The 24,252-nt window shown below is 59.3% G+C and carries 26 protein-coding genes; 23 read left to right on the forward strand and 3 right to left on the reverse strand.

Annotation, left to right across the window (positions count from 1 at the left end; genetic code table 11):
- Positions 1 to 54: 54 nt before the first annotated feature.
- Positions 55 to 993, reverse strand: coding sequence for a FliM/FliN family flagellar motor switch protein (locus K9B32_RS03450; RefSeq protein WP_224560488.1), 939 nt, complete (start codon positions 991 to 993; stop codon positions 55 to 57).
- Positions 994 to 999: 6 nt separating this feature from the next.
- On the reverse strand, positions 1,000 to 1,872 hold the full coding sequence (gene motA / locus K9B32_RS03455) for a flagellar motor stator protein MotA (protein ID WP_007796569.1): 873 nt from the start codon (positions 1,870 to 1,872) through the stop codon (positions 1,000 to 1,002).
- 251 nt (positions 1,873 to 2,123) lie between these two features.
- Here motA and flgF point away from each other — a divergent pair, with 251 nt between their 5' ends.
- The 13 genes from flgF (at position 2,124) to fliP (ending at position 11,061) form a co-directional block, all read left to right on the forward strand.
- On the forward strand, positions 2,124 to 2,858 hold the full coding sequence (gene flgF, locus K9B32_RS03460; RefSeq protein WP_224560489.1) for a flagellar basal-body rod protein FlgF: 735 nt from the start codon (positions 2,124 to 2,126) through the stop codon (positions 2,856 to 2,858).
- 14 nt (positions 2,859 to 2,872) lie between these two features.
- A complete protein-coding gene (gene fliI / locus K9B32_RS03465) occupies positions 2,873 to 4,264 on the forward strand; it encodes a flagellar protein export ATPase FliI (protein ID WP_224560490.1) in 1,392 nt (463 codons plus the stop codon).
- 11 nt (positions 4,265 to 4,275) lie between these two features.
- Positions 4,276 to 4,827 carry a hypothetical protein gene (locus K9B32_RS03470; protein ID WP_007796578.1) on the forward strand — a complete coding sequence of 184 codons (552 nt, stop codon included), beginning with the start codon at positions 4,276 to 4,278 and terminating at the stop codon, positions 4,825 to 4,827.
- 164 nt (positions 4,828 to 4,991) lie between these two features.
- Positions 4,992 to 5,384, forward strand: a complete 393-nt coding sequence (gene flgB / locus K9B32_RS03475; RefSeq protein ID WP_224560493.1) for a flagellar basal body rod protein FlgB — start codon at positions 4,992 to 4,994, stop codon at positions 5,382 to 5,384.
- Between the two features lie 4 nt (positions 5,385 to 5,388).
- Positions 5,389 to 5,805, forward strand: coding sequence for a flagellar basal body rod protein FlgC (flgC, locus tag K9B32_RS03480; protein WP_183718852.1), 417 nt, complete (start codon positions 5,389 to 5,391; stop codon positions 5,803 to 5,805).
- The gene (locus tag K9B32_RS03485) at positions 5,805 to 6,131 is read left to right on the forward strand and encodes a flagellar hook-basal body complex protein FliE (RefSeq protein WP_224560494.1); all 327 of its coding nucleotides are present in this window, start codon (positions 5,805 to 5,807) and stop codon (positions 6,129 to 6,131) included. The genes flgC and K9B32_RS03485 overlap by 1 nt, the downstream gene beginning before the upstream one ends.
- A 19-nt stretch (positions 6,132 to 6,150) precedes the next feature.
- On the forward strand, positions 6,151 to 6,939 hold the full coding sequence (gene flgG, locus K9B32_RS03490; RefSeq protein WP_224560495.1) for a flagellar basal-body rod protein FlgG: 789 nt from the start codon (positions 6,151 to 6,153) through the stop codon (positions 6,937 to 6,939).
- A gap of 17 nt (positions 6,940 to 6,956) precedes the next feature.
- Positions 6,957 to 7,442 carry a flagellar basal body P-ring formation chaperone FlgA gene (gene flgA / locus K9B32_RS03495; protein WP_224560496.1) on the forward strand — a complete coding sequence of 162 codons (486 nt, stop codon included), beginning with the start codon at positions 6,957 to 6,959 and terminating at the stop codon, positions 7,440 to 7,442.
- Positions 7,439 to 8,560 (forward strand): flagellar basal body P-ring protein FlgI, encoded by a 1,122-nt coding sequence (locus tag K9B32_RS03500; protein WP_224560497.1) that lies wholly within the window; start codon positions 7,439 to 7,441, stop codon positions 8,558 to 8,560. Before flgA ends, K9B32_RS03500 begins: the two co-directional genes overlap by 4 nt.
- Positions 8,557 to 9,090, forward strand: coding sequence for a MotE family protein (locus tag K9B32_RS03505; protein ID WP_224560498.1), 534 nt, complete (start codon positions 8,557 to 8,559; stop codon positions 9,088 to 9,090). Before K9B32_RS03500 ends, K9B32_RS03505 begins: the two co-directional genes overlap by 4 nt.
- Positions 9,087 to 9,803 (forward strand): flagellar basal body L-ring protein FlgH, encoded by a 717-nt coding sequence (flgH, locus tag K9B32_RS03510; RefSeq protein ID WP_224560499.1) that lies wholly within the window; start codon positions 9,087 to 9,089, stop codon positions 9,801 to 9,803. Before K9B32_RS03505 ends, flgH begins: the two co-directional genes overlap by 4 nt.
- 11 nt (positions 9,804 to 9,814) lie before the next feature.
- Positions 9,815 to 10,327, forward strand: coding sequence for a flagellar basal body-associated FliL family protein (locus K9B32_RS03515; protein WP_224560500.1), 513 nt, complete (start codon positions 9,815 to 9,817; stop codon positions 10,325 to 10,327).
- A complete protein-coding gene (gene fliP, locus K9B32_RS03520; RefSeq protein ID WP_007796609.1) occupies positions 10,324 to 11,061 on the forward strand; it encodes a flagellar type III secretion system pore protein FliP in 738 nt (245 codons plus the stop codon). Before K9B32_RS03515 ends, fliP begins: the two co-directional genes overlap by 4 nt.
- A gap of 86 nt (positions 11,062 to 11,147) precedes the next feature.
- On the opposite strand, the gene K9B32_RS03525 is transcribed toward fliP, so the two are convergent.
- Complete coding sequence (locus K9B32_RS03525; protein ID WP_224560501.1) at positions 11,148 to 13,073, reverse strand: glycosyltransferase family 41 protein; 1,926 nt, start codon at positions 13,071 to 13,073, stop codon at positions 11,148 to 11,150.
- Positions 13,074 to 13,426: 353 nt separating this feature from the next.
- Between K9B32_RS03525 and K9B32_RS03530 the strand changes: the two genes are divergently transcribed.
- The 10 genes from K9B32_RS03530 to rem all read left to right on the forward strand — a co-directional run bounded on the left by K9B32_RS03530 (position 13,427) and on the right by rem (position 24,152).
- Positions 13,427 to 14,317 carry a flagellin gene (locus K9B32_RS03530; RefSeq protein WP_224560502.1) on the forward strand — a complete coding sequence of 297 codons (891 nt, stop codon included), beginning with the start codon at positions 13,427 to 13,429 and terminating at the stop codon, positions 14,315 to 14,317.
- A gap of 286 nt (positions 14,318 to 14,603) precedes the next feature.
- A complete protein-coding gene (locus K9B32_RS03535; RefSeq protein ID WP_224560503.1) occupies positions 14,604 to 15,494 on the forward strand; it encodes a flagellin in 891 nt (296 codons plus the stop codon).
- 242 nt (positions 15,495 to 15,736) lie between these two features.
- Positions 15,737 to 16,645 (forward strand): flagellin, encoded by a 909-nt coding sequence (locus K9B32_RS03540; RefSeq protein WP_224560504.1) that lies wholly within the window; start codon positions 15,737 to 15,739, stop codon positions 16,643 to 16,645.
- A gap of 265 nt (positions 16,646 to 16,910) precedes the next feature.
- The gene (locus tag K9B32_RS03545; protein WP_224560505.1) at positions 16,911 to 17,876 is read left to right on the forward strand and encodes a flagellin; all 966 of its coding nucleotides are present in this window, start codon (positions 16,911 to 16,913) and stop codon (positions 17,874 to 17,876) included.
- 166 nt (positions 17,877 to 18,042) lie between these two features.
- Positions 18,043 to 18,678 carry a hypothetical protein gene (locus K9B32_RS03550; protein ID WP_224560506.1) on the forward strand — a complete coding sequence of 212 codons (636 nt, stop codon included), beginning with the start codon at positions 18,043 to 18,045 and terminating at the stop codon, positions 18,676 to 18,678.
- Positions 18,675 to 19,961, forward strand: coding sequence for a MotB family protein (locus tag K9B32_RS03555; RefSeq protein ID WP_224560507.1), 1,287 nt, complete (start codon positions 18,675 to 18,677; stop codon positions 19,959 to 19,961). The genes K9B32_RS03550 and K9B32_RS03555 overlap by 4 nt, the downstream gene beginning before the upstream one ends.
- Positions 19,962 to 19,964: 3 nt before the next feature.
- Positions 19,965 to 21,269 (forward strand): chemotaxis protein MotC, encoded by a 1,305-nt coding sequence (gene motC, locus K9B32_RS03560; RefSeq protein WP_224560509.1) that lies wholly within the window; start codon positions 19,965 to 19,967, stop codon positions 21,267 to 21,269.
- A gap of 1 nt (position 21,270) precedes the next feature.
- On the forward strand, positions 21,271 to 22,692 hold the full coding sequence (locus tag K9B32_RS03565) for a flagellar hook-length control protein FliK (RefSeq protein WP_224560510.1): 1,422 nt from the start codon (positions 21,271 to 21,273) through the stop codon (positions 22,690 to 22,692).
- Positions 22,634 to 23,197 (forward strand): transglycosylase SLT domain-containing protein, encoded by a 564-nt coding sequence (locus K9B32_RS03570; protein WP_224560837.1) that lies wholly within the window; start codon positions 22,634 to 22,636, stop codon positions 23,195 to 23,197. The genes K9B32_RS03565 and K9B32_RS03570 overlap by 59 nt, the downstream gene beginning before the upstream one ends.
- A 283-nt stretch (positions 23,198 to 23,480) precedes the next feature.
- Positions 23,481 to 24,152, forward strand: coding sequence for a transcriptional activator Rem (gene rem, locus K9B32_RS03575; RefSeq protein ID WP_007796638.1), 672 nt, complete (start codon positions 23,481 to 23,483; stop codon positions 24,150 to 24,152).
- Positions 24,153 to 24,252: the final 100 nt, after the last annotated feature.

Raw genomic sequence — 24,252 nt, forward strand, 5'->3', positions numbered from 1 at the left:
ATTCCAGTTGAAACTTGCCTCAAGCTGCCGTGCGGCAGCCGGTTGGAAAATGGGCTAATTCATCAAGTGGCGGATGAGCTCGTCATCCGAGTTAATCGTATCCTTTACCCGGACGGTGTAATTCTCGCCCGAACGTCCAAACTCGCAGACGTACAATTCCTTGCTGTTGGCGCTGACTTCGACGCGGACGTCGCCGCGATCGTAGAAGGGGATGACATCACCAGCCGCAAGCTTCGAAATGGTCTTGAGCGTCAGGTCTTGCAGACGGATCTTGGCGTTGAGCGTTACCTGCGAGCGGCGCACCTGCTCGCTGAGCTGATCGGTCCATTCGGACGACTTGGCAGGCTGCCCCTTGGCCTTTGGAGCCGTCACGCTCGTCTTCAGCAGAGCAGCCTGGGGAACGATCAGCGAGAAATCCGAGGTAATGCCGGAAAGCGTGATCGACATGTTGATCGCGGCCGCAAACTCGTCGGGCTTGTCTTCGGCCGGCTTGGCGCGGGTTTCGAACGCATAGGGAAGCTCTAGGGCCGGCTCGAAGCCGCCAGGCGCGTTCACTGCCGAGCGAAGAACATTGGCGATCTTGTCGAAAACCATGACCGCAAGCTCGAGTTCGATCACGGACAGCAGGCGGTCGGCCGGCTGCTCGACGGTCTCGGCCGCCGCACCCAACAGGTGCTCCATCAGCGTGATGACGAAGCTGTTGCCGCAGGCCAGCGTAATGTTCTGCGACCAGTTGCGGAGTGTTGCGTCAACGAGCGTCACGTTGCCGCCGAGATCGGCGACGAGGTCGTTCTTATGTCCGCTGTCGCAGCCGAGATAGGCGACCTCGACATCGAGATTGGTCTCGCTTTTGATGATGTCGGGCAGGAAGACCGTGTAGACATCGCCGAAGGCGCCGCAGATCTTCTCGATGGTCGCCTTGTCGCCGAGCCTGCCGGTCAGCTTGGCAAGCAGGGCTTCGTCCATAAGGGGGGTCTTGAGGGTAGCGTTCATGATCGTTTACGCCGCCTTGTTCTCGCCGCCGGGGTTCATCATTTCCTGCTCGACCGCGTCGATCGAAGGACGCTCATAGGCCGAGATCGTCTTGCGACCGTACTCGAGAGCAACCTGCGGCACGGAGCCGTTCATGTAGGCAAGCAGCGTCTGCTTGACGATGACGTAAAGGCGATGCTGCTTGTTGCGGACGATCTTGATCTGGGAAACGATCGGCGAACATACGCAATAGGACAAGAGAATGCCGAGGAAGGTGCCGACGAGCGCCGAGCCGATCAGGTGGCCGAGAACCTCAGGCGAATCGTTGATGTGTGCCATCGCCTTGATGACGCCGAGAACGGCGGCGACGATACCGATGGCCGGGAAGGCGTCGCCCATCGTCTGGATGGCGTGATAGGGCTTCATCTTGTCGTGAAGGATCGTGTTGATCTCTTCGTCCATCAAGGCCTCGATTTCATGCGAGCGGGCATTGCCGATGATGATCAGGCGAACGTAGTCACAGATGAATGCCGTCAGTTCCTTGTTCTTGAGGATCGTCGGAGCGGACTGGAAGATCGAGGATTCGGCCGGATTGTCGATATGTGCTTCGATCTCGTTGCGGGACTTCGTACGAAGGTCGCGCATCAGGGAATAGAGAACACCAAGCGTGTCGAGATAATTCCGTTCCTTCGGGACGGTGTGCTTGAACGCTTCACCAAGCGCCTTGCCGGAATCCTTCACGACCTTCATCGGGTTGCCCATGACGAAGCTGCCCAGGCCTGCGCCGCCGATGATGACGAGCTCGAAAGGCTGCCAAAGCGCCTCCACATGGCCGCCCATCGCCATGAAGCTGCCGATGATGCAGCCGCAGGTAATCACAAATCCGATAATGATATTCATCGTCAGTCCAAACCTGATCGTTATTTTCAACCCAAGGGATAGGGCTGCTGGCTTGCGTGAGGCTGATGATTGGCCCTGCAAACCCGAGCTTTTCCATGCCAGCTTCGCGCAAGCATTTGCTGTCAGCTTATTGGTGACGAATGGGCATCCGTGCCTGTTTCTGAGATGCCGCCTCAGCGAGATCCGTGGTCCAACCGACTGCAAACACCCGGATTTCGTACCGTTCATCGCCAATGCAGGAGCCTATCGGGATGCAATCCGGTCTATATGTTTCGTTGTCGTCGCAGATCGCACTCGAACGTCGCCTCACCACCATCGCCGACAACATGGCGAACGTGAACACGACAGGCTTCCGCGCGACGGAGGTGAAGTTCGACGAGATGCTCGGTGAGACCGGCAACAAGATCAACGCCAAGATCGCCTATGTGTCACAGGGCAACGACTATCTCTCGGGTGACAGCGGTGAGCTCCAGCACACCGGAAACATGCTCGACTTCGCGATCAAGGGCGATGCCTGGTTCTCTCTGGAAACGCCGGCCGGCAAGGTTCTGACCAAGGATGGCCGCTTCACGATGAAGGAAAACGGCGAGCTGGTTTCGGTCCGCGGTTATCCGGTTCTCGATGCCGGTGGTGCGCCGATCACGCTCAACACGGCCGCTGGCGAACCGAAAGTCGGCGCTGACGGATTGATCTATCAGGACGGCAGACAGGTCGGCTCGCTGGGTCTCTTCGAAGCCGATATCAGCAAGGGCTATCTGCGCTATGAGAACAGCGGCATCATGACGACCGAGCAGCCGCGTGCCGTCACCGATCGCTTCAATGTCGGTGTTCAGCAGGGCTACCTGGAAAATTCCAACGTCAACGCCATGCGCGAAATCACGCAACTGATCGAAGTCAATCGCGCCTTCGAGAGCATGACGTCGCTCTCGAAGGACAGCGAGGCCTCGTTCAGCGAAGCGATCAAGACGCTCGGCGGCAGCCGCTAGCCGAGGTCTGACCCATGAGCCAAACGCCGCTCACTGAAGCCGATCTCTCGCCGAAGCTCGCGCACCTCGCCGGGCTCGTCTCGCGCTATTGGAATCCAGAATTCTTGGTCGCGCCCGGCGGCCATGTCCAGACAATAGCCGCCGGCCACTACACGGTCACGGGGCTGTCGCGTCAGGTGCGCCTGGGCGAATTCGTGGCGCACAAATCGTCGACCGGCATCCACCTCGGTGAGGTCGTCCGCGTCGAGCCTGAACTGACCTACGTCTGCCCAATCGAGCCGGGCGAGCCGATCGGCATCCACGACACGGTGATCCGCAAGGGTGCGTTCCGCATCTCGCCATCCGAAAGGTGGTGCGGACGCACGATCAACGCGCTGTGCGAGCCGATCGATGGCCTGGGTCCGATCGTCGAAGGGCTCGGCCGCCGCTCCATTTCGAACACCGCTCCACCATCCATGACGCGAAAGCGCGTGGAGAAAGGCTTCAAAACAGGCGTTCGCGCCATCGACATTTTCTCGCCGCTCTGCCTTGGGCAGCGCCTCGGCATTTTCGCCGGCTCGGGCGTCGGCAAGTCGACACTGCTCTCCATGCTGGCGCGCGCCGATGCCTTCGACAAGGTCGTGATCGCGCTGGTCGGCGAACGTGGCCGCGAAGTGCGCGAGTTCATCGAGGATACGCTTGGCGCCAACATGAGGAAGGCGATCGCCGTCGTCGCGACGAGCGACGAGAGCCCGATGCTGCGCAAGATGGCACCGCTGACGGCCGTCACCGTCGCCGAGCATTTCCGCGACCAGGGCGACAACGTGCTGCTGATCGTTGACAGCGTCACACGATTTGCCCATGCCATACGAGAAGTCGCGACCGCATCCGGCGAGCCGCCGATCGCGCGCGGCTATCCAGCTTCGGTTTTTACCGAGCTGCCGCGCCTGCTGGAGCGCGCAGGTCCCGGCCCCGAAGGCACGGGGACCATCACCGCGATCATTTCGATCCTGGTTGATGGCGACAATCACAACGACCCGATCGCGGATTCGACGCGCGGCATCTTGGACGGCCACGTAGTCTTGCAGCGCAGCCTCGCGGAGGAGGGACGCTATCCACCGATCGATCCGCTTGCCTCGATCTCGCGTTTGGCGCGCAAGGCCTGGACCCCGGATCAGGAGAAGCTCGTGTCTCGCCTGAAAACGCTCATCCACCGCTTCGAGGAGACACGCGACCTTCGCCTGATCGGCGGCTATCGTCCAGGCGCCGACCCTGATCTCGACATGGCGGTCAAGCAGGTACCGATTATTTACGATGTTTTGAAACAGTCGCCGGGCGACGTCGATTCGCAGGATGCGTTTGCCGATTTGGCTGGCGCCCTGAAGGCGGCGGCCGGCATCGGCGGCCAGCCGAATATCCGCAGATAGAAAGGCGCGACGTGAACGATTTCGATGACGATGAGAAGATCGCCCCGCTGAAGCCTCTCCGGCGCAAAACCATCTTTCTCGACCGTGCCCTGACAATTGCCGGCCTCGTCCTGGCAGGAGCGTCCGCGTTCTTTCCGTGGTACGTCTTCTTCAACGAGGACAAGTTCGGCATCAATGTCGCGCAGGGCGACCGGACGCGCGACCTTCCGGACTGGCCGGCGCGGAACGTCTTCAGCGTCTCGCCGCTGGCGATGGCCAACAAGAACCAACACGAAAAGAAGCCCGAGATTCCAGTCGATCCGCTGACGACGGCGACGGTCTCCACCATCGGCAAGGAAGACGACAACGGACCGCCGGCCGAAGAGCAGCCGTTTCCTGGCAAATCGGGTTTTCGCCTCCTCCATGTGGCAAACGGTCGTGCCTTGATCGAAGACACATCAGGGATGTATGTCGTGCGTGTCGGATCCATTCTACCGGACGAAAGTCGGCTGGCGACACTGGAGGAACGCGATGGCAAATGGGTCATCATCACCTCCAAGGGCGATGTCTATCAGCACAATTGAGTGCCTGCCGCCACGCAGCGAATCAGCCGAAGGCTCCACTGGATACGGTCGGAGCCTTCTTCGCATTAGTGACCAACAAGGTCCCGATTTTCGCAACGCATTCTCCGTAAGTCTGACGCAAGATTACCGCCGTAGGTTCGCCTCAGTAAAAACGGAGAGTTCCCATGCAACCGATTCAACTTTTCGACTTGGCCTCGCGGCAGGCCGAATGGCTGACGATCCGTCAGGAGGTTGTTGCCGGCAACATCGCGAACGCGAACACGCCGAAATATCACGCCAAGGATATCACGCCCTTCCAGGCTGCCCTCGATAGGTCGGATATCACGATGGCGCGCACCAATGCTGCGCACCTGACCGGCAACGATCTGGGTACGAAGAGTGACATCGACGTCAAGGATGCGGCTCTCGATCAGGAGATCGGCGTCCAGGAATCCGGCAACACGGTCGGCCTCGCCGAGGAACTTTCCAAGTCCGGTGAAATCAAGCGTCAATACGATTTGAACACCTCGCTGGTGAGCTCGTTCAATCGGATGATGCTGATGACGGTGAAGAGCTAAGGTCATGGATCCTTTATCAGCAGCACTCAAAATCGCAGGATCGGGACTGGAGGCGCAATCGACGCGCCTGCGCATCGTGTCCGAAAACATTGCCAACGCCCGCTCGACCGGCGACACGCCCGGCGCCGATCCCTATCGCCGCAAGACGATTACCTTCGGGGAAGCCGTGGATCGCGCCAATGGCGTCACCACGGTCAACGTCAAGAAGCTCGGGGAAGATGAATCGAAGTTCATTACCGAATACGACCCCAGCAATCCGGCTGCGGACGAAAAGGGCGTCGTCAAGCTTCCGAACGTCAACGTGCTGGTCGAGATGGCCGACATGCGGGAAGCGAACCGCTCCTACGACGCCAACTTGCAGACCATCAAGCAATCCCGCGACCTGATCTCGGCAACGATCGATCTACTGAAGAGCCAATAATGATCAACAACGTCAATAGTGTAAGCTCCCTGTCGATGACCCGCGGCCTTGCCGCCATCGACCAGGACAACTCCACGGCCTCCTCCGCTGCAGAAAGCGCGGCAAACGACGGCGGGTTCGGCGCGGTTCTCAGCAATGTCGCGACCGGAGCCGTGAACACCCTGAAGAACGCGGAAAGTATGTCTTTCGCCGGCATCAAGGGCACCGCCACGACACGTGAAGTCGTCGATGCCGTCATGCAGGCGCAGCAGACCCTTCAGACCGCGATCGCCATTCGCGACAAGGTTGTTTCGGCCTTTCTCGACGTTACCCGGATGCAGATGTAATTGATTTAAGGACGAAGCCATGAGAGCGCTTGCCATTGCTGCAACGGGTATGGATGCCCAGCAGACCAATCTTGAAGTCATCGCTAACAACATCGCGAACATCAACACGACCGGTTTCAAGCGCGCTCGCGCTGAATTCACCGACTTGCTGTATCAGACCGAGCGCGCTAAAGGCGTTTCCAACCGCGCGAACCAGTCGATCGTACCGGAAGGTGCAAACATCGGTCTCGGCGTCCAGACGTCTGCCGTCCGCAACCTGCACATCCAGGGCGAGCTTTCGCAGACCGGCAACGACCTCGATGTGGCCCTGATCGGCCGCGGCTTCTTCCAGGTCCAGGCGCCGGATGGCACCACGCTCTACACCCGCGCCGGCGCATTTAACAAGAACGAGACCGGCCAGATCGTCACCGTGGACGGCTATCTCGTGGCGCCGAACATCACGATCCCGCAGGGCTCGACGCAGGTAACGATCAGCCGCTCGGGCGAAGTTTCTGCGAAGCTGCCGGGCAACACCGATCCGACCGTGCTCGGCCAGCTGCAGATCGCCGACTTCGTCAACGAGGCCGGTCTTCAGCCGCTCGGCGACAACCTGTTTCAGCAGACGCCCGCCTCCGGCGATCCTGTTGTCGGTACGCCCGACGAAGAGGGATTCGGCTACATGAAGCAGGGCTACCTCGAATCGTCGAACGTCGATCCGGTGAAGGAAATCACCGAGCTGATATCGGCGCAGCGCGCCTATGAAATGAACTCCAAGGTCATCACCACCGCCGACGAAATGGCCTCCATCGTCAGCAAGAACCTGAAGTAATCGGGAAGGGCCGAAACATGATGTTTTGCCGGGTCAACGGTATCCTCGGATGGGTGGCAGCTGCCGCCATTACGATCACCGCATGTGCTGCGCCGCAGGCAGCAGCCGCTGCCGGCATGGGCTATGCGGTTGTTCCGACAACTACCATTTACCCCGGCGAAACCGTTTCGGGCACCCAGCTCCAGGAAGTGGAAGTGACCAATCCCAACCTGAAGGGCGATTATGCAAAGTCGATCCGCCAGGTCGAAGGGATGATCTCGAAGCGCACGCTCCTGCCGGGACGCACGATCTCGGTCTCGGCCCTGCGGGAGCCCTATACCGTGACGCGCGGCTCGTCGATCCGGCTGATCTTCACGCTCGGCTCGATGACGATATCGGCAGCCGGGTCGCCGCTTGAAGACGGTATGACGGGCCAGCTCATCCGCGTTCGCAACATGGATTCCGGTGTGATTGTCAGCGGCACCGTGCTCGCCGACGGCACCATACACGTGGCCGCAAAATGAAGATGTTTTTCCGCCTATTCGTAGCCCTCGCTTTTCTGTCCCCGAATGTCTTGGCCGTCGCGCCTGCTGCGGCCATGAACTCGCGCATCAAGGACATTGCCTCCCTGCAGGCGGGTCGTGACAACCAGCTGATCGGATACGGTCTTATCGTAGGCCTTCAGGGAACCGGCGACGGCTTCCGCGCCTCGCCATTCACCGAGCAGTCAATGCGCGCGATGCTGCAGAACCTAGGCATCTCCACGCAGAGCAGCCAGTCCAACGCAAAGAATACGGCGGCCGTCATGGTCACGGCCAATCTGCCGCCCTTTGCCAGCCCCGGAAGCCGTATCGACGTGAACGTCAGCTCGCTCGGCGACGCGACGTCGCTGCGGGGCGGCACACTGATCATGACATCGTTGTCGGGTGCCGACGGCCAGATCTACGCGGTCGCGCAGGGCTCCGTCGTCGTCTCGGGTTTCACCGCGCAAGGCCAGACCGCAACGGTCACCGAGGGTGTGACGACCGCCGGGCGAGTGCCGGGCGGCGCCATCATCGAGCGCGAGTTGCCATCACGCTTCAAGGATTCCGTTAATCTCGTTCTGCAGCTACGAAACCCCGATTTCTCGACGGCCATCCGCATCGCCGATGTCGTTAACGGTTATGCTTCGGCTCGCTTCGGCGGCCCGGTGGCAGAGGCGAAGGACGCGCAGGAAGTCATCGTCCAGAAGCCGAGAACGGCAGACCTCACGCGCCTGATGGCCGATCTGGAGAACCTTGTCGTCGAGACGGATACGCCGGCGAAGGTGGTGGTGAACGAGCGAACCGGCACGATCGTTATCGGCGCCGATGTGCGCGTGTCGCCTGTTGCCGTCAGCTATGGTACTTTGACTGTCCAGGTGACCGAGACACCGCAGATCATTCAGCCCGAGCCATTCTCGCGCGGCGTGACCGCGGTTCAGCCGCAGACCGACATCGCTGCGCAGAAGACGGGCGGCAAGGTGGCGCTGCTGGATGGACCTGACCTCAGGACACTCGTGGCCGGTCTCAACAATATCGGCGTCAAGCCGGATGGCATCATCGCCATCCTTCAAGGCATCAAATCAGCCGGCGCGCTGCAAGCGGAGCTCGTCCTGCAATGATGAAGACCATGGCTTTGTCAGACTTGCTCCAGCGGCTTGCACTGCCTGCAATTGCCGTCGTGGCGCTGTCCGTTCCCGGGGCCTTCGCGCAGGAGCAGCCGGCGCCGAAGAGTGAAATGACCTCTCAGGAGGAGATCAAGCAGTTCTGCACGAACATTGCCGATCCTGCTCGCGACCAGCGTTACCTGCTGCAGAAGCAGGAGCTCGAGAAGCTCCGCGCCGACGTCGATTCGCGCATCGCTGAGATGAACAAGCGCAAGGAGGAATATCAGGACTGGCTGAAGCGCCGCGACGATTTCCTCAAGCAGGCCGAAGCGGGCCTTACCGATATCTATAAGAAAATGAAGCCGGACGCGGCCGCATCGCAGCTGCAAGAGGTCAAGATCGAAGTGGCGGCGGCCGTCATCATGCGGCTGAACCCCACACAATCGAGCCTGATCCTCAACGAGATGGATCCGCAGAAGGCCGCGGTCATCGCCAACATCATCGCCAGCGCGTCCGATCCCAATACGTCGAAGGACCCCTCATGAACAAGCGTTTCCCGGTCGCGATCGCCGCCGTCGCCCTCCTTGCAGGCTGCGCATCTCCGCAGGCTGTCAATGAGGTCGGTCGTGCGCCGGCCATGAGCCCTATCGGCAGCGGTCTCGCTTACGGCCAGACGCCGCAGATGGCGCTTTATCCGAAGCAGCCGCGCCAGGTCGCGCAGGGCTATTCTCTCTGGAGCGATTCTCAGGCCGCCCTCTTCAAGGATGCCCGCGCTCTCAACGTCGGCGATATCCTGACCGTCGATATCCAGATCAACGACAAGGCGAAGTTCGAGAACGACACCAGCCGCAGCCGCACGAATTCGAGCGGCCTGAATTGGGACGTCGACGCGAACGTCATGGGCTGGAATCCGACGTCCAAGACCGATGTGACCTATGGTTCCGACACGAGCACCGACGGCAAGGGCAAGATCGACCGGTCCGAAACGCTGAAGCTTATGGTCGCCGCCGTGGTCACCGGCATCCTCGAGAACGGCAACCTCGTGATCAGCGGCTCCCAGGAAGTCCGCGTCAACCAGGAGATCCGCATTCTCAACGTCGCCGGCATCGTTCGGCCTCAGGATGTCAACGCAGACAATCAGATTTCCTACGAGAAGATTGCTGAAGCGCGCATCTCCTATGGCGGTCGTGGCCGCCTGATGGAAGTGCAGCAGCCGCCGCGCGGCCAGCAGCTCGTCGATCTCTTCTCGCCGCTCTGAGGCAGGACACCATGGCAGACACAGAAGCCGCAGAAGGCCAGCCGAACAAGAAGTCGGCCGCAATAATGACTATAGCCGGGCTCGCGGTCCTGACGCTGCTCGGCGCCGGCGGCGGCTGGGTGGTCGGCGGCATGGTCGCACCTAACATCAAGGGCGCCGAAGAGGCGGAGCAGGCCAAGGCGGACGAGGCGGCACAGAAGAAGGAGGGTGAGGCAGGCCTGCCTCACATTTCGACCGAGGCCAACAATGTCGTTCAGCTCGAGCCAATCACGTCCAACCTCGCCTATCCGTCGGAAAACTGGGTTCGTCTGGAAGTAGCCCTGCTGTTTAACGGCCCGCCCGACGTGAAAATCGCAGAGGATATCCATCAGGATATTCTCGCCTATGTCCGCACTGTTTCGCTGCAGCAGATCGAAGGGCCACGGGGCTTCGAATATCTTAAGGATGACATCCAGGAGCGTGTTGACCTTCGCGCGCAAGGCCGCGTATCGAAGATCATGTTCAGGACCTTCGTCGTCGAATGATTCGATTCCTATTGCTGTTCGCTGCCATGATGGCGGCACCGGAGCTGGCGCATGCGCAGCAGCTCCCGACAAATCTGTTGAACTTGCCGGTCGACGGTTCTGTCGCGGCATGGATCATCAGAACATTCGGCCTGTTGACCGTTCTTTCGGTCGCGCCAGGCATCCTGATCATGGTGACGAGCTTCCCGCGCTTCATCATCGCATTCTCGATCCTGCGGTCGGGAATGGGCCTGTCTTCCACGCCCTCGAATATGATCCTCCTGTCGCTCGCGCTGTTTATGACCTTCTACGTCATGCAGCCGACCTTCGATCAGGCATGGCAGACCGGCGTTCAGCCGCTCCTGTCGAACCAGATCGACGAGCAGCAGGCGGTGGCGCGCATCGCCGAGCCCTTCCGGACGTTCATGGCGGCCAATACGCGTGACAAGGACCTGGCGCTTTTCGTGGACCTAGCGAGGGAGCGCGGCCAGAGCGTCGAGACCGAAGAAAAGATCGATTACCGTGTCCTCATTCCCGCTTTCATGATCTCGGAGATCCGGCGCGGCTTCGAGATCGGTTTTCTGGTTGTTCTTCCGTTTTTGGTCATCGACCTGATCGTTGCCACCATCACTATGGCGATGGGCATGATGATGCTGCCGCCGACATCGATTTCCTTGCCGTTCAAGATTCTCTTCTTCGTGCTGATCGACGGCTGGAACCTGCTGGTCGGAAGTCTTGTCCGCTCCTTCCATTGAGCGGTACCTCCATTTAGCGCAACGCACCATGGCGTAAAAAGACCGCCGGTGAAAGCCGGCGGGTTCTAAATGTCTTGGAGTGCTCCCTAGTCAAAACTGAAGAACGGTTCGGTACGGGGCGGCAGCGCCGGAACGTCGATATGGTCCGGTTCCTGCCCGAGTTTCGCGTGCTCTACCATCATTTCGTAAGCCCTTTCGAGATGCAGGGTGAAACGTTCAGCGTCGAACAGTGGCATGATGCCGGCATTGTCCCTGATGCGCCGCTTGTATTCAGCGATGCGGTCGGGGGCGTTCGCGAGCTCGACAGCCATGTCTTCATAGGCCTTGATGTCGCTGGCTACCAGTTCCGGCAGGCCTATCGCGTTGAGCAAGCTTTCGCTGACGCGAGAGGCAAAATTGGTACCCTTGACGGTCAAAACCGGCAGGCCACCCCAGAGCTGCTCGGAGGTGGTCGTGTGGCCGTTGACCGGGAAGGTGTCGACGCCAAGATCGGCCACTTGTTGGCGATCGATGTGCTCTTCGTAGGACACGCGCGGGCAGAAGATCACTCGATCCGATTCCAGCCCTTTCTTGTTCATGTAATTGAGCAGGTTGGTCTGGGTGCGTGGCGACGAGAGCATTAGCCAAAGCACGCTGTTGGGCGCGCGCTTCAGGATGTTGCACCAGACGTCGAGTATCGCCGTGTTGATCTTGCGGTTTGCGTTGAACGAGGCAAAGACAAATGCTCCCTGCGGCAAACCCACTTGGGCACGTGTCGTTGGCCTTGGTTTCGGACGATTGGCGGGGTCGTTGGGCTGATAGCAATCCGGCATGCGCACCAGCTTCTCGTAATAGTTCGCTTCGCTGGTTTTCGGCAGCACGAACCGATCGCCGATGGCATAATCAAGGTCGACGTCAGTCACGCTGCCCGGGAATCCAAGCCATGTTGCCTGCAGCGGAGCGCCGCCATAGTTCAGTATTCGGGATCGACCGCCAAATGTGTGTCCCTTGAGGTCGACCAGAATGTCGATTTGCCGCTCCCGGATAGCCTTGGCGGCTTCCTCGTCCGTCATGTCTCGCACGATGCACACGTCACCCCATTGTGAGCGATCGACCGTGCCAGCCTCATGTTCCAGGTACTTCTCCTCGGTATGGCAGAAGAGCGTTATTTCAAATTTGTCCCGGTCGTGCAGCTCCAGAATACGGCGCAGTAGCTTCATGGTTGCGTGTCCGGCCCAGAAGTCAGACGAAAGATATCCGATGCGGATCTTCTCGCTCCAGGCGTGGGGGACGGCTCTTCGTCGCGCTGCCGCTTCTCTCAATGGAAGGGACGGATTGTGAGAAGCGAGGGCATTGAGCGCTTCGTCACTGCACCAGTGAAGATTGTAGAAGGGATTGTCTCGTTCCAAGGCGCTGTGGTCGCCCCCATCGAGCATTTTCTGCACCGGCAGGAATTCCTTGGCGACGAGCTCGAAGTCGCAGACCTCGCGGGCGAAGACGAGCTTAAGCAGCCGCAGCGGCATGATGTCGGGAAACTTCTTGAACAGATTATAGACGAGGGTCTCGTTCGTCGCGTCCAGAATGTCGTCGCTGAGGAGTCGCACTGCAAGGCGGGCATGGTCGGGATTGCTGCTCTCGGAGATCACCTTGCGGTAGGGGCTCACGAGGTCCTTTCGGCCTTGCTTGAGGTGGATTGAGGCAAGAACGCAGGCGAGATCGGCGTCCGAGCGGGCAAGCGTCATGACGCGCAAGGCCTGGAGCAAGGCTTGCTCTTCGTTGCCGCACGCAAAATACAGAAGCGCGGCTTCGCGCGTATAGGGCGATTCCTTGTTGCTATCGAGTTCGCCGGCAAGCGCATATGCGCTTGCTGCTTCCGATTTGAAGCCCAACTTGAGAAGGTTTTTGGCTAGGAGAACGTAGGTTTTGACGTCCTGCTGCGTGTTGATCAGTTTGTTCAGGACTTCAAGCGACTTGAGATATTGTCCCTTCTGATAGTCCTTCGACGCCGCCGCAAACGAAATATTCGTATTCAAGAGCCCACTCCATCCGGAACTTCTTCAACGAGCGTCGTGGCCAATCGTGCGCTGGCCAACATCACGCCCCAGTTTGCACCATCTAGGCACGCCAAGCTTGCTTGAAGCCGGTGTGCAGTCCTGCTGCAAGGTGTTCGAAGATGTTTGGAGACTGTTAACCACCGGCTCCATGCGACGCCGTTTCGCCAGCCGTTTTAATGAGTTGGCAATGAATGGGTGCGAGATTGCCTCTCGACATGACGGGTTTGGTTGCTCAAGAGAAACGGCACCGAGTGGCATGAAGCTGGACCGTCATCGCCGGTATTGAAGTCCGGTATGTCCTCCTTTGGTATTTTGTTTTTGGGGACAGACTTATGACAAGCATTAACACCAATAATTCCGCAATGGCGGCACTCCAGACGCTGCGTAACGTCAACAAGGGCTTGAGTGACACGCAGAACGCCGTTTCGTCTGGCCTGCGCGTCGGCAAGGCTTCCGACAACGCCGCCTACTGGTCGATCGCCACCACGATGAAGTCCGACAACAAGGCGCTTTCGGCCGTGTCCGACGCGCTCGGCATGGGTGCCGCCAAGCTTGATACGGCCTACACCGCTGTCGACAGCGCCATCGACGTCGTCGGCGAAATCAAGGCAAAGCTCGTTGCAGCCAGCGAAGCTGGCGTCGACAAGACCAAGCTTCAGGACGAAATCACGCAGCTGCAGGCCCAGCTTTACAGCGTCGCTCAGTCTGCTTCGTTCAACGGCGAAAACTGGGTCAACAACGCCGGCGGCACAGTCAGCGTCGTTTCGTCCTTCGTTCGCGGCACGGGCGGCGCGGTCTCCATCAAGACCACCGACTACACGCTCGGCGCCACCAACACGCTGTTCGACGGCACGACGACGGGTGGTATCCTCGGCGCGAACGGCGCCAGCTCGGGCAGCTCCATCTACGGCTTCACGATCGGCGCCAGCACGACCCAGGGCGACATCGACAACCTGCTGACGGACGTCGAAACCGCTCTGAAGGGCATGACGACCCTTGGTTCGCAGCTCGGTTCGCTCCAGCAGCGCGTCGACATCCAGACGGACTTCGTGTCCTCGCTCAGCGACTCGATCGACTCCGGTATCGGCCGCCTGGTCGACGCCGACATGGAAGAAGAGTCCTCCAAGCTCAGCGCCTTGCAGACCCAGCAGCAGCTGGCGATCCAGTCGCTGTCGATTGCGAACTCCTCTTCGCAGAACATCCTTTCGCTGTTCCGCGGCTAACAATAGCCTCGCGCAGCAGCAAAGAAAGAGATTTGCGGCCGGGGCTTGCCCCGGCCGCAAATGTTTTAATTTCCGGTTAATGAAGTCAAGCTAACCAACGGATATTTTTAGTGATTTTTAATTTCTTGGTTCAGCATTTCTTAACCATGATAAGGTTTTATGTGCCTATCGAAACGGCGAGTTGACTGAGCACGAAGAGAGCGGTCAACAGGCATGATGCTGATCGCCGTTCCCGGTAGTCCGGAGTGTCCCTTCCTATCAATTATGCCAAAGGGGCAAATTAAAAATGACCAGCATTCTGACCAACAACTCCGCAATGGCCGCACTCCAGACGCTGCGTGGTGTCAACAAGGGCTTGAGTGACACGCAGAACGCCGTTTCGTCTGGCCTGCGCGTTGGCAAGGCTTCCGACAACGCCGCCTACTGGTCGATCGCCACCACGATGAAGTCCGACAACAAGGCGCTTTCGGCTGTGTCCGACGCGCTCGGCATGGGTGCCGCCAAGCTTGACACGGCCTACACCGCTGTCGACAGCGCCATCGACCTCGTCGGCGAAATCAAGGCAAAGCTCGTTGCAGCCAGCGAAGCCGGCGTCGACAAGCTGAAGCTTCAGGACGAAATCACGCAGCTGCAGGCCCAGCTTTACAGCGTCGCTCAGTCTGCTTCGTTCAACGGCGAAAACTGGGTCAACAACGCCGGCGGCACAGTCAGCGTCGTTTCGTCCTTCGTTCGCGGCACGGGCGGCGCGGTCTCCATCAAGACCACCGACTACACGCTTGGCGCCACCAACACGCTGTTCGACGCCACCACGTCGGGTGGTATCCTCGGCACCGCCGGCGCCAGCTCGGGCAGCTCCATCTACGGCTTCACGATCGGCGCCAGCACGACCCAGGCCGACATCGACAACCTGCTGACGGACGTCGAAACCGCTCTGAAGAACATGACGACCCTCGGTTCGCAGCTCGGTTCGCTCCAGCAGCGCGTCGACATCCAGACCGACTTCGTATCTTCGCTCAGCGACTCGATCGACTCCGGTATCGGCCGCCTGGTTGACGCCGACATGGAAGAAGAGTCCTCCAAGCTCAGCGCCTTGCAGACCCAGCAGCAGCTGGCTGTACAGTCGCTGTCGATCGCGAACTCCTCTTCGCAGAACATCCTCTCGCTGTTCCGCAGCTAATAGCAGGAGCGCCTCCGGGCGCTCGGATAAAAGATCGCCAATCGAAAAGCCGTGCTCCCCCGAGCGCGGCTTTTTTAATGTTTGTTAACTCCGCGTTAACCAAACTGATGTTTTCTGCCGTCAACGAAACGGTATGTTAACCAAGCTTAAGAAGCGGTTAGCGGGCATGAAGCTGATTGCCGTTCCCGGTGGCGGACCGGAATGTCCCTTTTCAATTTTTGCCAGCAAGGGGCGATAATTTCATGACCAGCATTTTGACGAACGTCGCGGCAATGTCCGCTCTCCAGACACTCCGCAGCATCAACGGCAATCTGGAGGACACGCAGAACCGTGTTTCGTCAGGTTACCGCGTCGCAGAGGCCAAGGACAACGCCGCTTACTGGTCGATTGCAACGACCATGCGTTCGGACAACAAGGCTCTCTCCGCTGTGTCCGATGCGCTCGGACTCGGCGCCGCGAAGGTCGATACCGCCTATTCGGCCATGGACAGCGCTATCGACATCGTCAGTGAGATCAAGGCGAAGATCGTGGCTGCTACAGAAAAGGGCGTCGACAAGACCAAGGTTCAAGACGAGATCGGACAACTTCAGCAGCAGTTGTTGAGTGTCGCTCAGTCCGCTTCCTTCTCCGGCGAGAACTGGGTGGCAGGCAATACCACGAAAAGCGTTGTCTCCTCGTTCGTCCGCAATGCCAATGGTCAGGTTTCCGTGCAGACGACTCAGTACGTTCTTGATGACACCTCCACCGGCAACGTGCTTTTCGGCATGACGACGTCAGGATCGATCGACACGACGACTGGTATCATCGGCACATCGAGCGGCAGCGTCGGCTCAATCTACGGCATGGACATCACGAGCTTCAGCCAGAGCGATATCGACTTGGCTCTGACGACCGTCGAATCGGGCCTCAGCGCGCTGACAAAGGCTGCCTCGCAGCTCGGCTCCATCTCGACCCGCATCGATCTGCAGGAGAGCTTCGTTTCCAACCTCAGCGACTCGATCGACTCCGGTGTCGGACGCCTTGTTGACGCTGACATGGAAGAGGAATCGAGCAAACTGACCGCGCTGCAAACGCAGCAACAGCTGGCGATCCAGTCCCTGTCGATCGCCAATTCCAGCGCGCAGAACGTTCTCACGCTGTTCAAGAGCTAAGCCGCCCAGCAACATCCGAAGAAGATGGAAAGTCGCGTCTCTGATGCGGCTTTCTCTTTGTTTTTGAAGCGATAATCAAGATTGCGCGAGGCTTGCGACACCGAAGTTTTGGCACTTGCGCGCGTCGAAGGCCTTGGTTAACTTCGCTTAACAGTTGATTTGTTTTTAGCGACAAACCGGGCCTGGGGGACCAGCCGGGGGCATGACGCCAGGTCAGTCGCTGCCGGTCGCCGGCCTGTCCCGTTTCCCTATTCAGAGCCAGAAAATGACATACAAAATTACCAGCTCGGCACAGGTAAACGCCCTCGCGGCGTTGCGCATCATCAACAAGGACGTCGCAACGGTTCAGCAGCAGGTTTCGTCGGGCTATCGCGTCGAAACGGCTGCGGACGATGCAACCTACTGGTCCTATGCAAGCGTCATGCGCTCGGACAGCAGCTCGCTGCAGAACATTCATGACGCACTCGGTGTCGGCGCATCGAAGGTCGATACCGCCTATACGTCCATGGACAGCCTGATCGACCAGCTGGGTGAAATTCGCAAGACCTTGGTGACGGCGCAGGAAGCTGGCGTCGACAAGACGAAGCTCAATACAACGCTGACCGAGCTGAAAGGGCAGCTGCAGACGACCGTTCAGACGACCAACTTTGCGGGCGAAAACTGGCTGCTCAACCGCGATACCACGCTTCCGATGTCGCGCTCGGTGATCGGCGGCTTCGTGCGCGACACGAACGGTGAGTACCAGGCACAGACGATCAGCTACCCGGCCGACCAGACCGTCATGATCGACACGACGGACGCCAATCGCGGTCTGCTGACGAAGACGGTTGATGCAAACACGCTCAATCCCGACGGCACCGCGACGGCACGCAACTACTATCTGCTGGACGCCGGTTCGACGACGCCGGCGAGCGGAACGGAAATAAAGCTCGATAGCAACACGACGTCCGCGCAGTTGAAGGACATGCTGGCAGTGGTCGATTCCATCCTGTCGAAACTGACAACGACAGCGGCCGGCCTTGGCACGATGAGCGCGCGTATCAGCGATCGCGTCGCCTATACCGCGGACATGTCTGATTTGATCGACAAGGGCGTCGGTGCGCTCGTCGATACCGACATGGACGAAGCATCGACCATTCAGAAGGCGTTGCTGACGCAACAGCAGATGGGTGTCCAGGCGATCTCGATCCTGAATACGGCTGCCAGCAAAGTGCTGATCCTGCTGCAATAGTGGCGGAGGTGGAGTTGAGCTTGTTCGGCTTCCCCCTTCATCCTCGCGCAAGTTTGACTCCCTAGTTTCGATACAAAGGCGCAGTGCGGAAACCGTGCCTGATGAGTTGTCAGTTCATGATGGGGCGCGGCATGTCGCAGTTCTCTGCAGCGAGAGGGTGGATTCGGTGAGTGCGCTGCTTTCTCGGTACCTGAAGGATTTTGGCGAGCCGGCCGTGGTCGCTCCCGTCGCGGAAGCCGACGATCTCGCGAATGATTTCGGCGGCTTTGCGGATATCTTATCCGAACCGGTGGTGGATCTCGAAGCCGAGCGCCGCAGCGCACATGCGGAAGGTTATGCCGAAGCAACCGCGGCGCTGACGGAGAAGTATGAACTCGAGGCGCAAACGGTCGCGCTCGTTCATCAGCGCGAGGTCGAAGAGCTCCGTGACCGATACGAGGTTGAGACGGCGGCACTGATCGCCTCCCGACTTGACGCCATGGCGCATGAGGTTGCCGAGCTTGTCAGCGCGACGGTCGCACGGGCGCTTGCACCTGTTATGACCGATGTTCTGTCGCAGAAGGCTGCCGTCGATGTTGCCGGCATCCTTCGCGATGCGGTGCTGGAAGGCGATGTCGGTACCGTGACGGTCAAGGGGCCGACGCGGCTTTTCGATGTGCTGAAGAGCACACTTGGCGAAAAGGCTGGTCTTCTGCGCCATCATGAAACCGGCGATGTCGACCTGACCGTCGAATTTGGCGACGCTGTCCTCGTCACGCGGATGTCGGCCTGGGCGACGAGCTTGAAGAAAGTTCTGGAATGAGTGAGAGCGAAAACCACCACCACGGCAAGAACGAGATCATCATCGTCAAGCGGCATGGCGGCGGGGATCACGACGGTGCGCATGGCGGCGCCTGGAAGATTGCCTATGCCGATTTCATGACGGCGATGATGGCGTTCTTTCTCGTCATGTGGCTGGTCAACGCTGCGAACGAGGAAACCAAGGCCTCGGTTGCGACTTATTTCAATCCGATCAAGCTCGCCGACGAGAAGCCCACGCAAAAAGGCTTGAAGAAGCCCGTCGACCAGGCGGACGGCGATCAGAAGCAGGACAAGTCGAAGGAAAAAGAGGACGAGCCCACCAAGGGTGCATCGGCAGCAAACGGCGACGACCAGACCTCGACGTCAGGCGACCAGACCAACTATTCCGAAGCCGACTTTTTTGAGAATCCCTATTCGGTCCTGGCGGAGATTGCGCAGGAAGTCGGCCAGCAGGCAAATGTCAGCGCCAAGGGCGAGGGCGGTGCCAGCGATTCCGGTCCGGCAACCGGCGCGGACGGCGGTCAGGCCTACCGCGACCCCTTCGATCCGGATTTCTGGACGAAGCAGGTCGAAGTGACGCACGCCGACAAGACGCAGCCGGCATCGAGCGACGCGCCCGCCGATGGTGCGGCAGATGCTACCGAAGTTGCCAAGGCGGAATCCGAGAATCCGCCGGATCTGACAACGGCCGCGGCTCACGACGAGCAGGCACAGGAAACGGCAGCGAGCAAGCCGCAACTCGGTGCAGCATCGGCGGAAACGGCTGCCAAAAATGCCGAGGGCAAGGAAAAGCCGCAGACTGAGGCACAAAGGGCCACCGAGCAGAAACAGGCCGAAGACCTGCAAAAGGAAATCGCCCAGCAGATCACCGGCGTGGCTGGCAAGCTCGCTGAAGGTCTTACGGTAACACCGTCGGAGGGCGGCCTTCTGGTCAGCATTTCCGACCAGAGCGATGATTCCATGTTCAACATCGGGTCGGCCGTTCCGCGCAAGGAAATGGTGCTCGCGATGGAAAAGATCGGTGAGATCCTGAAGGGCAAGCCAGGCGCTGTTATCATTCGTGGCCACACGGACGGCCGTCAGTATAAGGGCGAGAACGAGAACTGGCGCTTGTCCATGGATCGCGCACAGGCTGCCTACTACATGATCGTTCGCGGCGGACTCGACGAAAAGCGGGTCTCGCAAGTCTCGGGCTTTGCTGACCGCAAGTTGAAGGATCAGGCGGATCCCTTCAACGCGACCAACAGGCGCATCGAAATCTTGTTGCAGGCGGATCAGGGATAATCCATGGTTCGTCTCCACCAACGTCTTCTGCTTCTGCTTCTCGGCCTTGCGGGGAGTCCTGCTGCTGTCGCGTATGCGGAAGATCAGGAGGACATTGCACCCTACAAAATGCTACGGTCGCTGCAGTTCGTGCAGGATTCCGTCGTGCTTGGCGATCACTCTGCCGCCGAGATGCAGCGCTTCATGCTCGGCACGATCGATCAGCGCCTGCGCACCATCGATCCGTCGGTTTTCGACGATGACCGTAACGTCGACGCGGCGCTGATCTATGCAATGAGTGGCGGCAATCCCGAGACGCTCGAATACCTTGTTGCCCGCGATGTAAATGGTCACTTCGACAATCGCATCAGCGACGTGTTGCGCAAATATCTAAGCGGCAAGGGATTGCTCGTCGCCAAGAGCCTTGTCGAGACTGCGAACGAATACAGGGACAAGAAAATCGGCCCCTATCTTGCGCTGGTTGGCGGCAATGTCACCATCGCCAAAAGCCCAATGGAGGCGCTGAAGCTGTATGACCAGGCGCGCCTCAATGCGCCGGGCACGATCGTCGAGGAGGCGGCGCTGCGCCGCTCCGTGTCGATCTGCGTCGAAGCCGGGATGGTGGACAAGGGGCTCAATTATTCGCAGCGCTATGTGCGCCGTTTCCTGCATTCGCCCTATGCGAGCCAGTTCGCGGACCTTTTCGTCAAGCTGCTGGTCAATCATAATCACGAGGTGAAGCCGGACGATGTTGTTGGCATTCTCTCCTTCATGGATGAGGCCAGGCAGCGTGAAGTCTATCTCCGCATCGCTCGCGCGGCTGCGATCGCCGGCAAGAGTGATCTTGCCCGGATGGCCGCAGCGCGTGCGCAGACGCTTGCCGGCGATTCCGACAACGCCTTTGGAGCGCTGGCGGATTTCTACGGCGGCATGGCGGCGATCCCGACGGACAAGATTAATACGGCCGCGAAGAACATTGCATCCATCCCGGATCAGGAGCTGTCTTCGCGCGATCAGGCGCTTAGGGCCGCAGCAAAAGCCATTGCAGAACAAGTGCTTCGTCCGCCGGACCCGGCAAGCCTGACGCAAGCGACGCCCCCTAAATCTTATAGCCAAGAAATTACTTCTAAACAGGCGGCGGCCTCACCGGAGGCGGAGCAGGGGGAGATACCCAACCCGGCCCCAGGTCCTGTGGGAGAAGCGGCAGGGACGCCGCCATCCAATGTTGGGGGACAGCAGGACGCCGACCCATCATTCAGCGCATTCGTGACGTCAAGCCGATCGCAACTGGATGAGATCGATGGCCTCTTGAACAAAGAAAGCAATTGAGATGATGGACATCAGCGTTTCGGGGGGAGCGTCTGGAGCAGGGGCTGCCTCTGCCGCGGGCATTGGCCGTCAGACCGGCAACGGTGGTGATGATCCAGGCGGGTTCTCTGACGTCCTGAACAAGGCAAGCGGCGGAACGCATGACTCAACCGAGCAGCCCGCGGTGGACCAGCACGCCGGCGACGGCACCGATGGCAGCGTATCCGCTGCATCGCGCTACACGAGTCCGAAGGCATTGATTGATCTCGGCAGCGCCTCCCTGGCGGCGCTGGTGGAGACGAAAGAACAGACGGCGGGCTTGACGGATAAAGAGACGAAGAAAACGGAGCGTGACCCGAAGGCCAAGGGCAAGCACGCCGATGACGCCGACTCGCGGGATCTGTCCGACAAGCTGGACGATGACGTGGCGAGCCATCCAGCCAAGGGTGCCAAGCAGACGAAGACTGACGGCACCGAGGTAAAGAAGGGTGCTGAGGACGATAGCGTGCTCTCCGATGTCCTGAGCTTGCTGAAGCAGGTGCCGACTGACGGAACTGCAGCAGCAGCGTTCGCCGCAATGGCTGCAGTGAACCAAAAGGCGGATGTCAAGGTATCGACCGATCCGAAAGAAATGCCTGTTGCCGGTGTCAAGTCCAAGGATGAGACATCTACCGAAGCTGACTTGGCCAGCGTCGATATGACCGTAGACGCTCAGCTGCGCGGCACAGAGGTTGCCGGCGATACCGACGCGACGACATTCCGGCTGAGCCGTGCCGATGGCCGCGCTCAGTCGATGGATATGCATATTGGCATCGACAAGGAAGCCACCGCCGAGGCCGGCGGCAAAGCTAACATCGAAAGCGTCGCCGTTCTGGACTCGCGCCGCTACATTGGTCTGGCGCAGAACACCAATTCTGCCGCAGTGACAGCGGCGATATCCGGTGATCCGGAATGGGCGCATGCCATGCAGGCGAGCTCCGCCCTGTCGAATGCCGCCGAGTGGACGAGCACCGGCAAGGTGGTGAATACCCTCAAGATTCAGATGAACCCAATCGACCTCGGTCTCGTCACAGCGACGATGCGGCTGCAGGGCGACGCGCTGAACGTCGACCTCAAGGTCGAGAGCGGCGCGGCCTATCGGCAGCTCAAGGAAGACCACGGCAAGATCATCGAGGCATTGCGCAGCCAGGGCTACGCGATCGACAACATCACGATCAGCATGGCGCCGGTCGACCGTTCGGACGCTGGCAATCAGGCGAACGCACAGGGCCAGCAGCAGGGTCAGGCCTCTGCCCAGCAAGGTCAGGGCGGCGAGGCGCGTGAACGTCAAAATCAATCAGGACAGCGAACTGGCGGAGGCTTCAATGGCTCGGGCGAAAGCGGTGTTGAAAGCACTTCTCCTGGCGCCGCTGGCAGCGGTCGCGCTGGCGACGTCTATCTCTAGCGCACGGGCGTCGAACAGCGCCTGTGAGCAGGAGATTCAGGCGGCGGCGCTAAAGTACGGCATCCCTGAAGGCATTCTCTACTCCGTTGGTCTGACCGAGACCGGACGCAAGGGATCACTCTACCCCTACGCGCTGAACATCGAAGGCAAGGCCTTCTTTCCACCCTCCGAGCAGGACGCTCTGAGGCAGGTTGATGTTGCGCGCAGGTCAGGCGCGAAGCTCATCGACATCGGCTGCATGCAGATCAACCAGTACTACCATGGTGAGAATTTCCGGTCTGCGGAGGAGATGTTCGACCCGCGTCGCAATGTAGAATACGCGGCAAGGTTCCTACGCAATCTCCACGACCGGCACGAAACATGGACGATGGCGGTGGCCCGCTATCACGCCGGCCCCAACAATGACCCTGCCCAGAAGCAGTATGTCTGCCGGGTCATCGCCAATCTGGTCGCCACCGGTTATGGCAAATGGACTCCCAATGCGAGCAACTTCTGCCAGAATTGATTCAATCAAAACGGGTAGAAAACGGAACAAAGCAGAAATGTGTCATATTGTGGCGAGAATCTGTCTCAATATGGCAAGGCAAGTCACAATTTAGACCTCGTTAACTTTTCCACGAAATTTTTGTGTGCATGATTTCGACTTCCTACTACATCTAGATCAAATCGCGCCTCAATTCTTAATCAACTATTAATTCCCGTCGATTAGTTCCTACAGCTTGTCCCAGAATCGCGCGATTCGTACCCATAGAGCATCGAGGTACCACAAGTGATTCGGAGGCGGACGAATGATCGTAGTGGTTGATGAGCGTGAGCTCGTGAAAGATGGTTACACTTCACTTTTCGGGCGGGAAGGCATTCCCTCCACGGGGTTTGATCCAAATGAATTCGGTGAATGGGTTCAGACGGCGGCGGATTCTGATATCGCGGCTGTCGAGGCCTTCCTGATCGGGCAGGGGCAGCAGAATTTCGAGCTGCCGCGCGCCATCCGTGACCGGACCATGGCGCCGGTGATCGCGGTCAGCGACCAGCCCTCGCTGGAAAACACCCTTGCACTTTTTGATTGTGGCGTCGACGATGTCGTGCGCAAGCCGGTGCATCCCCGCGAAATCCTGGCGCGAGCTGCCGCCATCCGGCGCCGACTGAAAGCGATTTCCAGTCACACCGACATCGGGGCCATCCGCGTATTCTCCGATGGTCGCGATCCGGAAATTCATGGCGAAGTCTTTGCGCTTCCCCGTCGCGAGCGCCGCATCCTGGAATATTTGATCGCAAACCGCGGTCGCCGTGTCACCAAGACGCAGATCTTCAACGCGATCTACGGGATCTTCGACGATGAGGTCGAAGAAAACGTCGTTGAAAGCCACATTTCCAAGCTACGCAAGAAGCTACGCAAGAAGCTCGGCTTCGATCCGGTCGATTCGAAGCGCTTCCTTGGCTACTGCATTGACTGGAACTGATTTTTCCAGAACGGGCCGTGTTGCCTGGCCATAGTCGCTGCATTCTCATCGATGATGGTTCAACCTCAGACAGCTTCACGCAAGGCCCACCAAATACTCT

It is taken from the genome of Rhizobium sp. 3T7 (genome assembly GCF_020166565.1).
Lineage (GTDB): Bacteria > Pseudomonadota > Alphaproteobacteria > Rhizobiales > Rhizobiaceae > Rhizobium.

Excerpts from the sequence above, each read along its gene's own strand:
- flgH (WP_224560499.1), top strand. The coding sequence starts at position 9,087 with ATGAACAAGCGTTTCCCGGTCGCGATCGCCGCCGTCGCCCTCCTTGCA.
- flgA (WP_224560496.1), top strand. The coding sequence starts at position 6,957 with ATGATGTTTTGCCGGGTCAACGGTATCCTCGGATGGGTGGCAGCTGCC.
- K9B32_RS03565 (WP_224560510.1), top strand. The coding sequence starts at position 21,271 with ATGATGGACATCAGCGTTTCGGGGGGAGCGTCTGGAGCAGGGGCTGCC.
- K9B32_RS03500 (WP_224560497.1), top strand. The coding sequence starts at position 7,439 with ATGAAGATGTTTTTCCGCCTATTCGTAGCCCTCGCTTTTCTGTCCCCG.
- fliP (WP_007796609.1), top strand. The coding sequence starts at position 10,324 with ATGATTCGATTCCTATTGCTGTTCGCTGCCATGATGGCGGCACCGGAG.
- K9B32_RS03515 (WP_224560500.1), top strand. The coding sequence starts at position 9,815 with ATGGCAGACACAGAAGCCGCAGAAGGCCAGCCGAACAAGAAGTCGGCC.
- flgF (WP_224560489.1), top strand. The coding sequence starts at position 2,124 with ATGCAATCCGGTCTATATGTTTCGTTGTCGTCGCAGATCGCACTCGAA.
- fliI (WP_224560490.1), top strand. The coding sequence starts at position 2,873 with ATGAGCCAAACGCCGCTCACTGAAGCCGATCTCTCGCCGAAGCTCGCG.
- K9B32_RS03545 (WP_224560505.1), top strand. The coding sequence starts at position 16,911 with ATGACATACAAAATTACCAGCTCGGCACAGGTAAACGCCCTCGCGGCG.
- K9B32_RS03530 (WP_224560502.1), top strand. The coding sequence starts at position 13,427 with ATGACAAGCATTAACACCAATAATTCCGCAATGGCGGCACTCCAGACG.
- K9B32_RS03535 (WP_224560503.1), top strand. The coding sequence starts at position 14,604 with ATGACCAGCATTCTGACCAACAACTCCGCAATGGCCGCACTCCAGACG.
- flgC (WP_183718852.1), top strand. The coding sequence starts at position 5,389 with ATGGATCCTTTATCAGCAGCACTCAAAATCGCAGGATCGGGACTGGAG.
- flgG (WP_224560495.1), top strand. The coding sequence starts at position 6,151 with ATGAGAGCGCTTGCCATTGCTGCAACGGGTATGGATGCCCAGCAGACC.
- K9B32_RS03450 (WP_224560488.1), bottom strand. The coding sequence starts at position 993 with ATGAACGCTACCCTCAAGACCCCCCTTATGGACGAAGCCCTGCTTGCC.
- motA (WP_007796569.1), bottom strand. The coding sequence starts at position 1,872 with ATGAATATCATTATCGGATTTGTGATTACCTGCGGCTGCATCATCGGC.
- K9B32_RS03555 (WP_224560507.1), top strand. The coding sequence starts at position 18,675 with ATGAGTGAGAGCGAAAACCACCACCACGGCAAGAACGAGATCATCATC.
- K9B32_RS03505 (WP_224560498.1), top strand. The coding sequence starts at position 8,557 with ATGATGAAGACCATGGCTTTGTCAGACTTGCTCCAGCGGCTTGCACTG.
- motC (WP_224560509.1), top strand. The coding sequence starts at position 19,965 with ATGGTTCGTCTCCACCAACGTCTTCTGCTTCTGCTTCTCGGCCTTGCG.
- K9B32_RS03540 (WP_224560504.1), top strand. The coding sequence starts at position 15,737 with ATGACCAGCATTTTGACGAACGTCGCGGCAATGTCCGCTCTCCAGACA.
- rem (WP_007796638.1), top strand. The coding sequence starts at position 23,481 with ATGATCGTAGTGGTTGATGAGCGTGAGCTCGTGAAAGATGGTTACACT.
- K9B32_RS03485 (WP_224560494.1), top strand. The coding sequence starts at position 5,805 with ATGATCAACAACGTCAATAGTGTAAGCTCCCTGTCGATGACCCGCGGC.
- flgB (WP_224560493.1), top strand. The coding sequence starts at position 4,992 with ATGCAACCGATTCAACTTTTCGACTTGGCCTCGCGGCAGGCCGAATGG.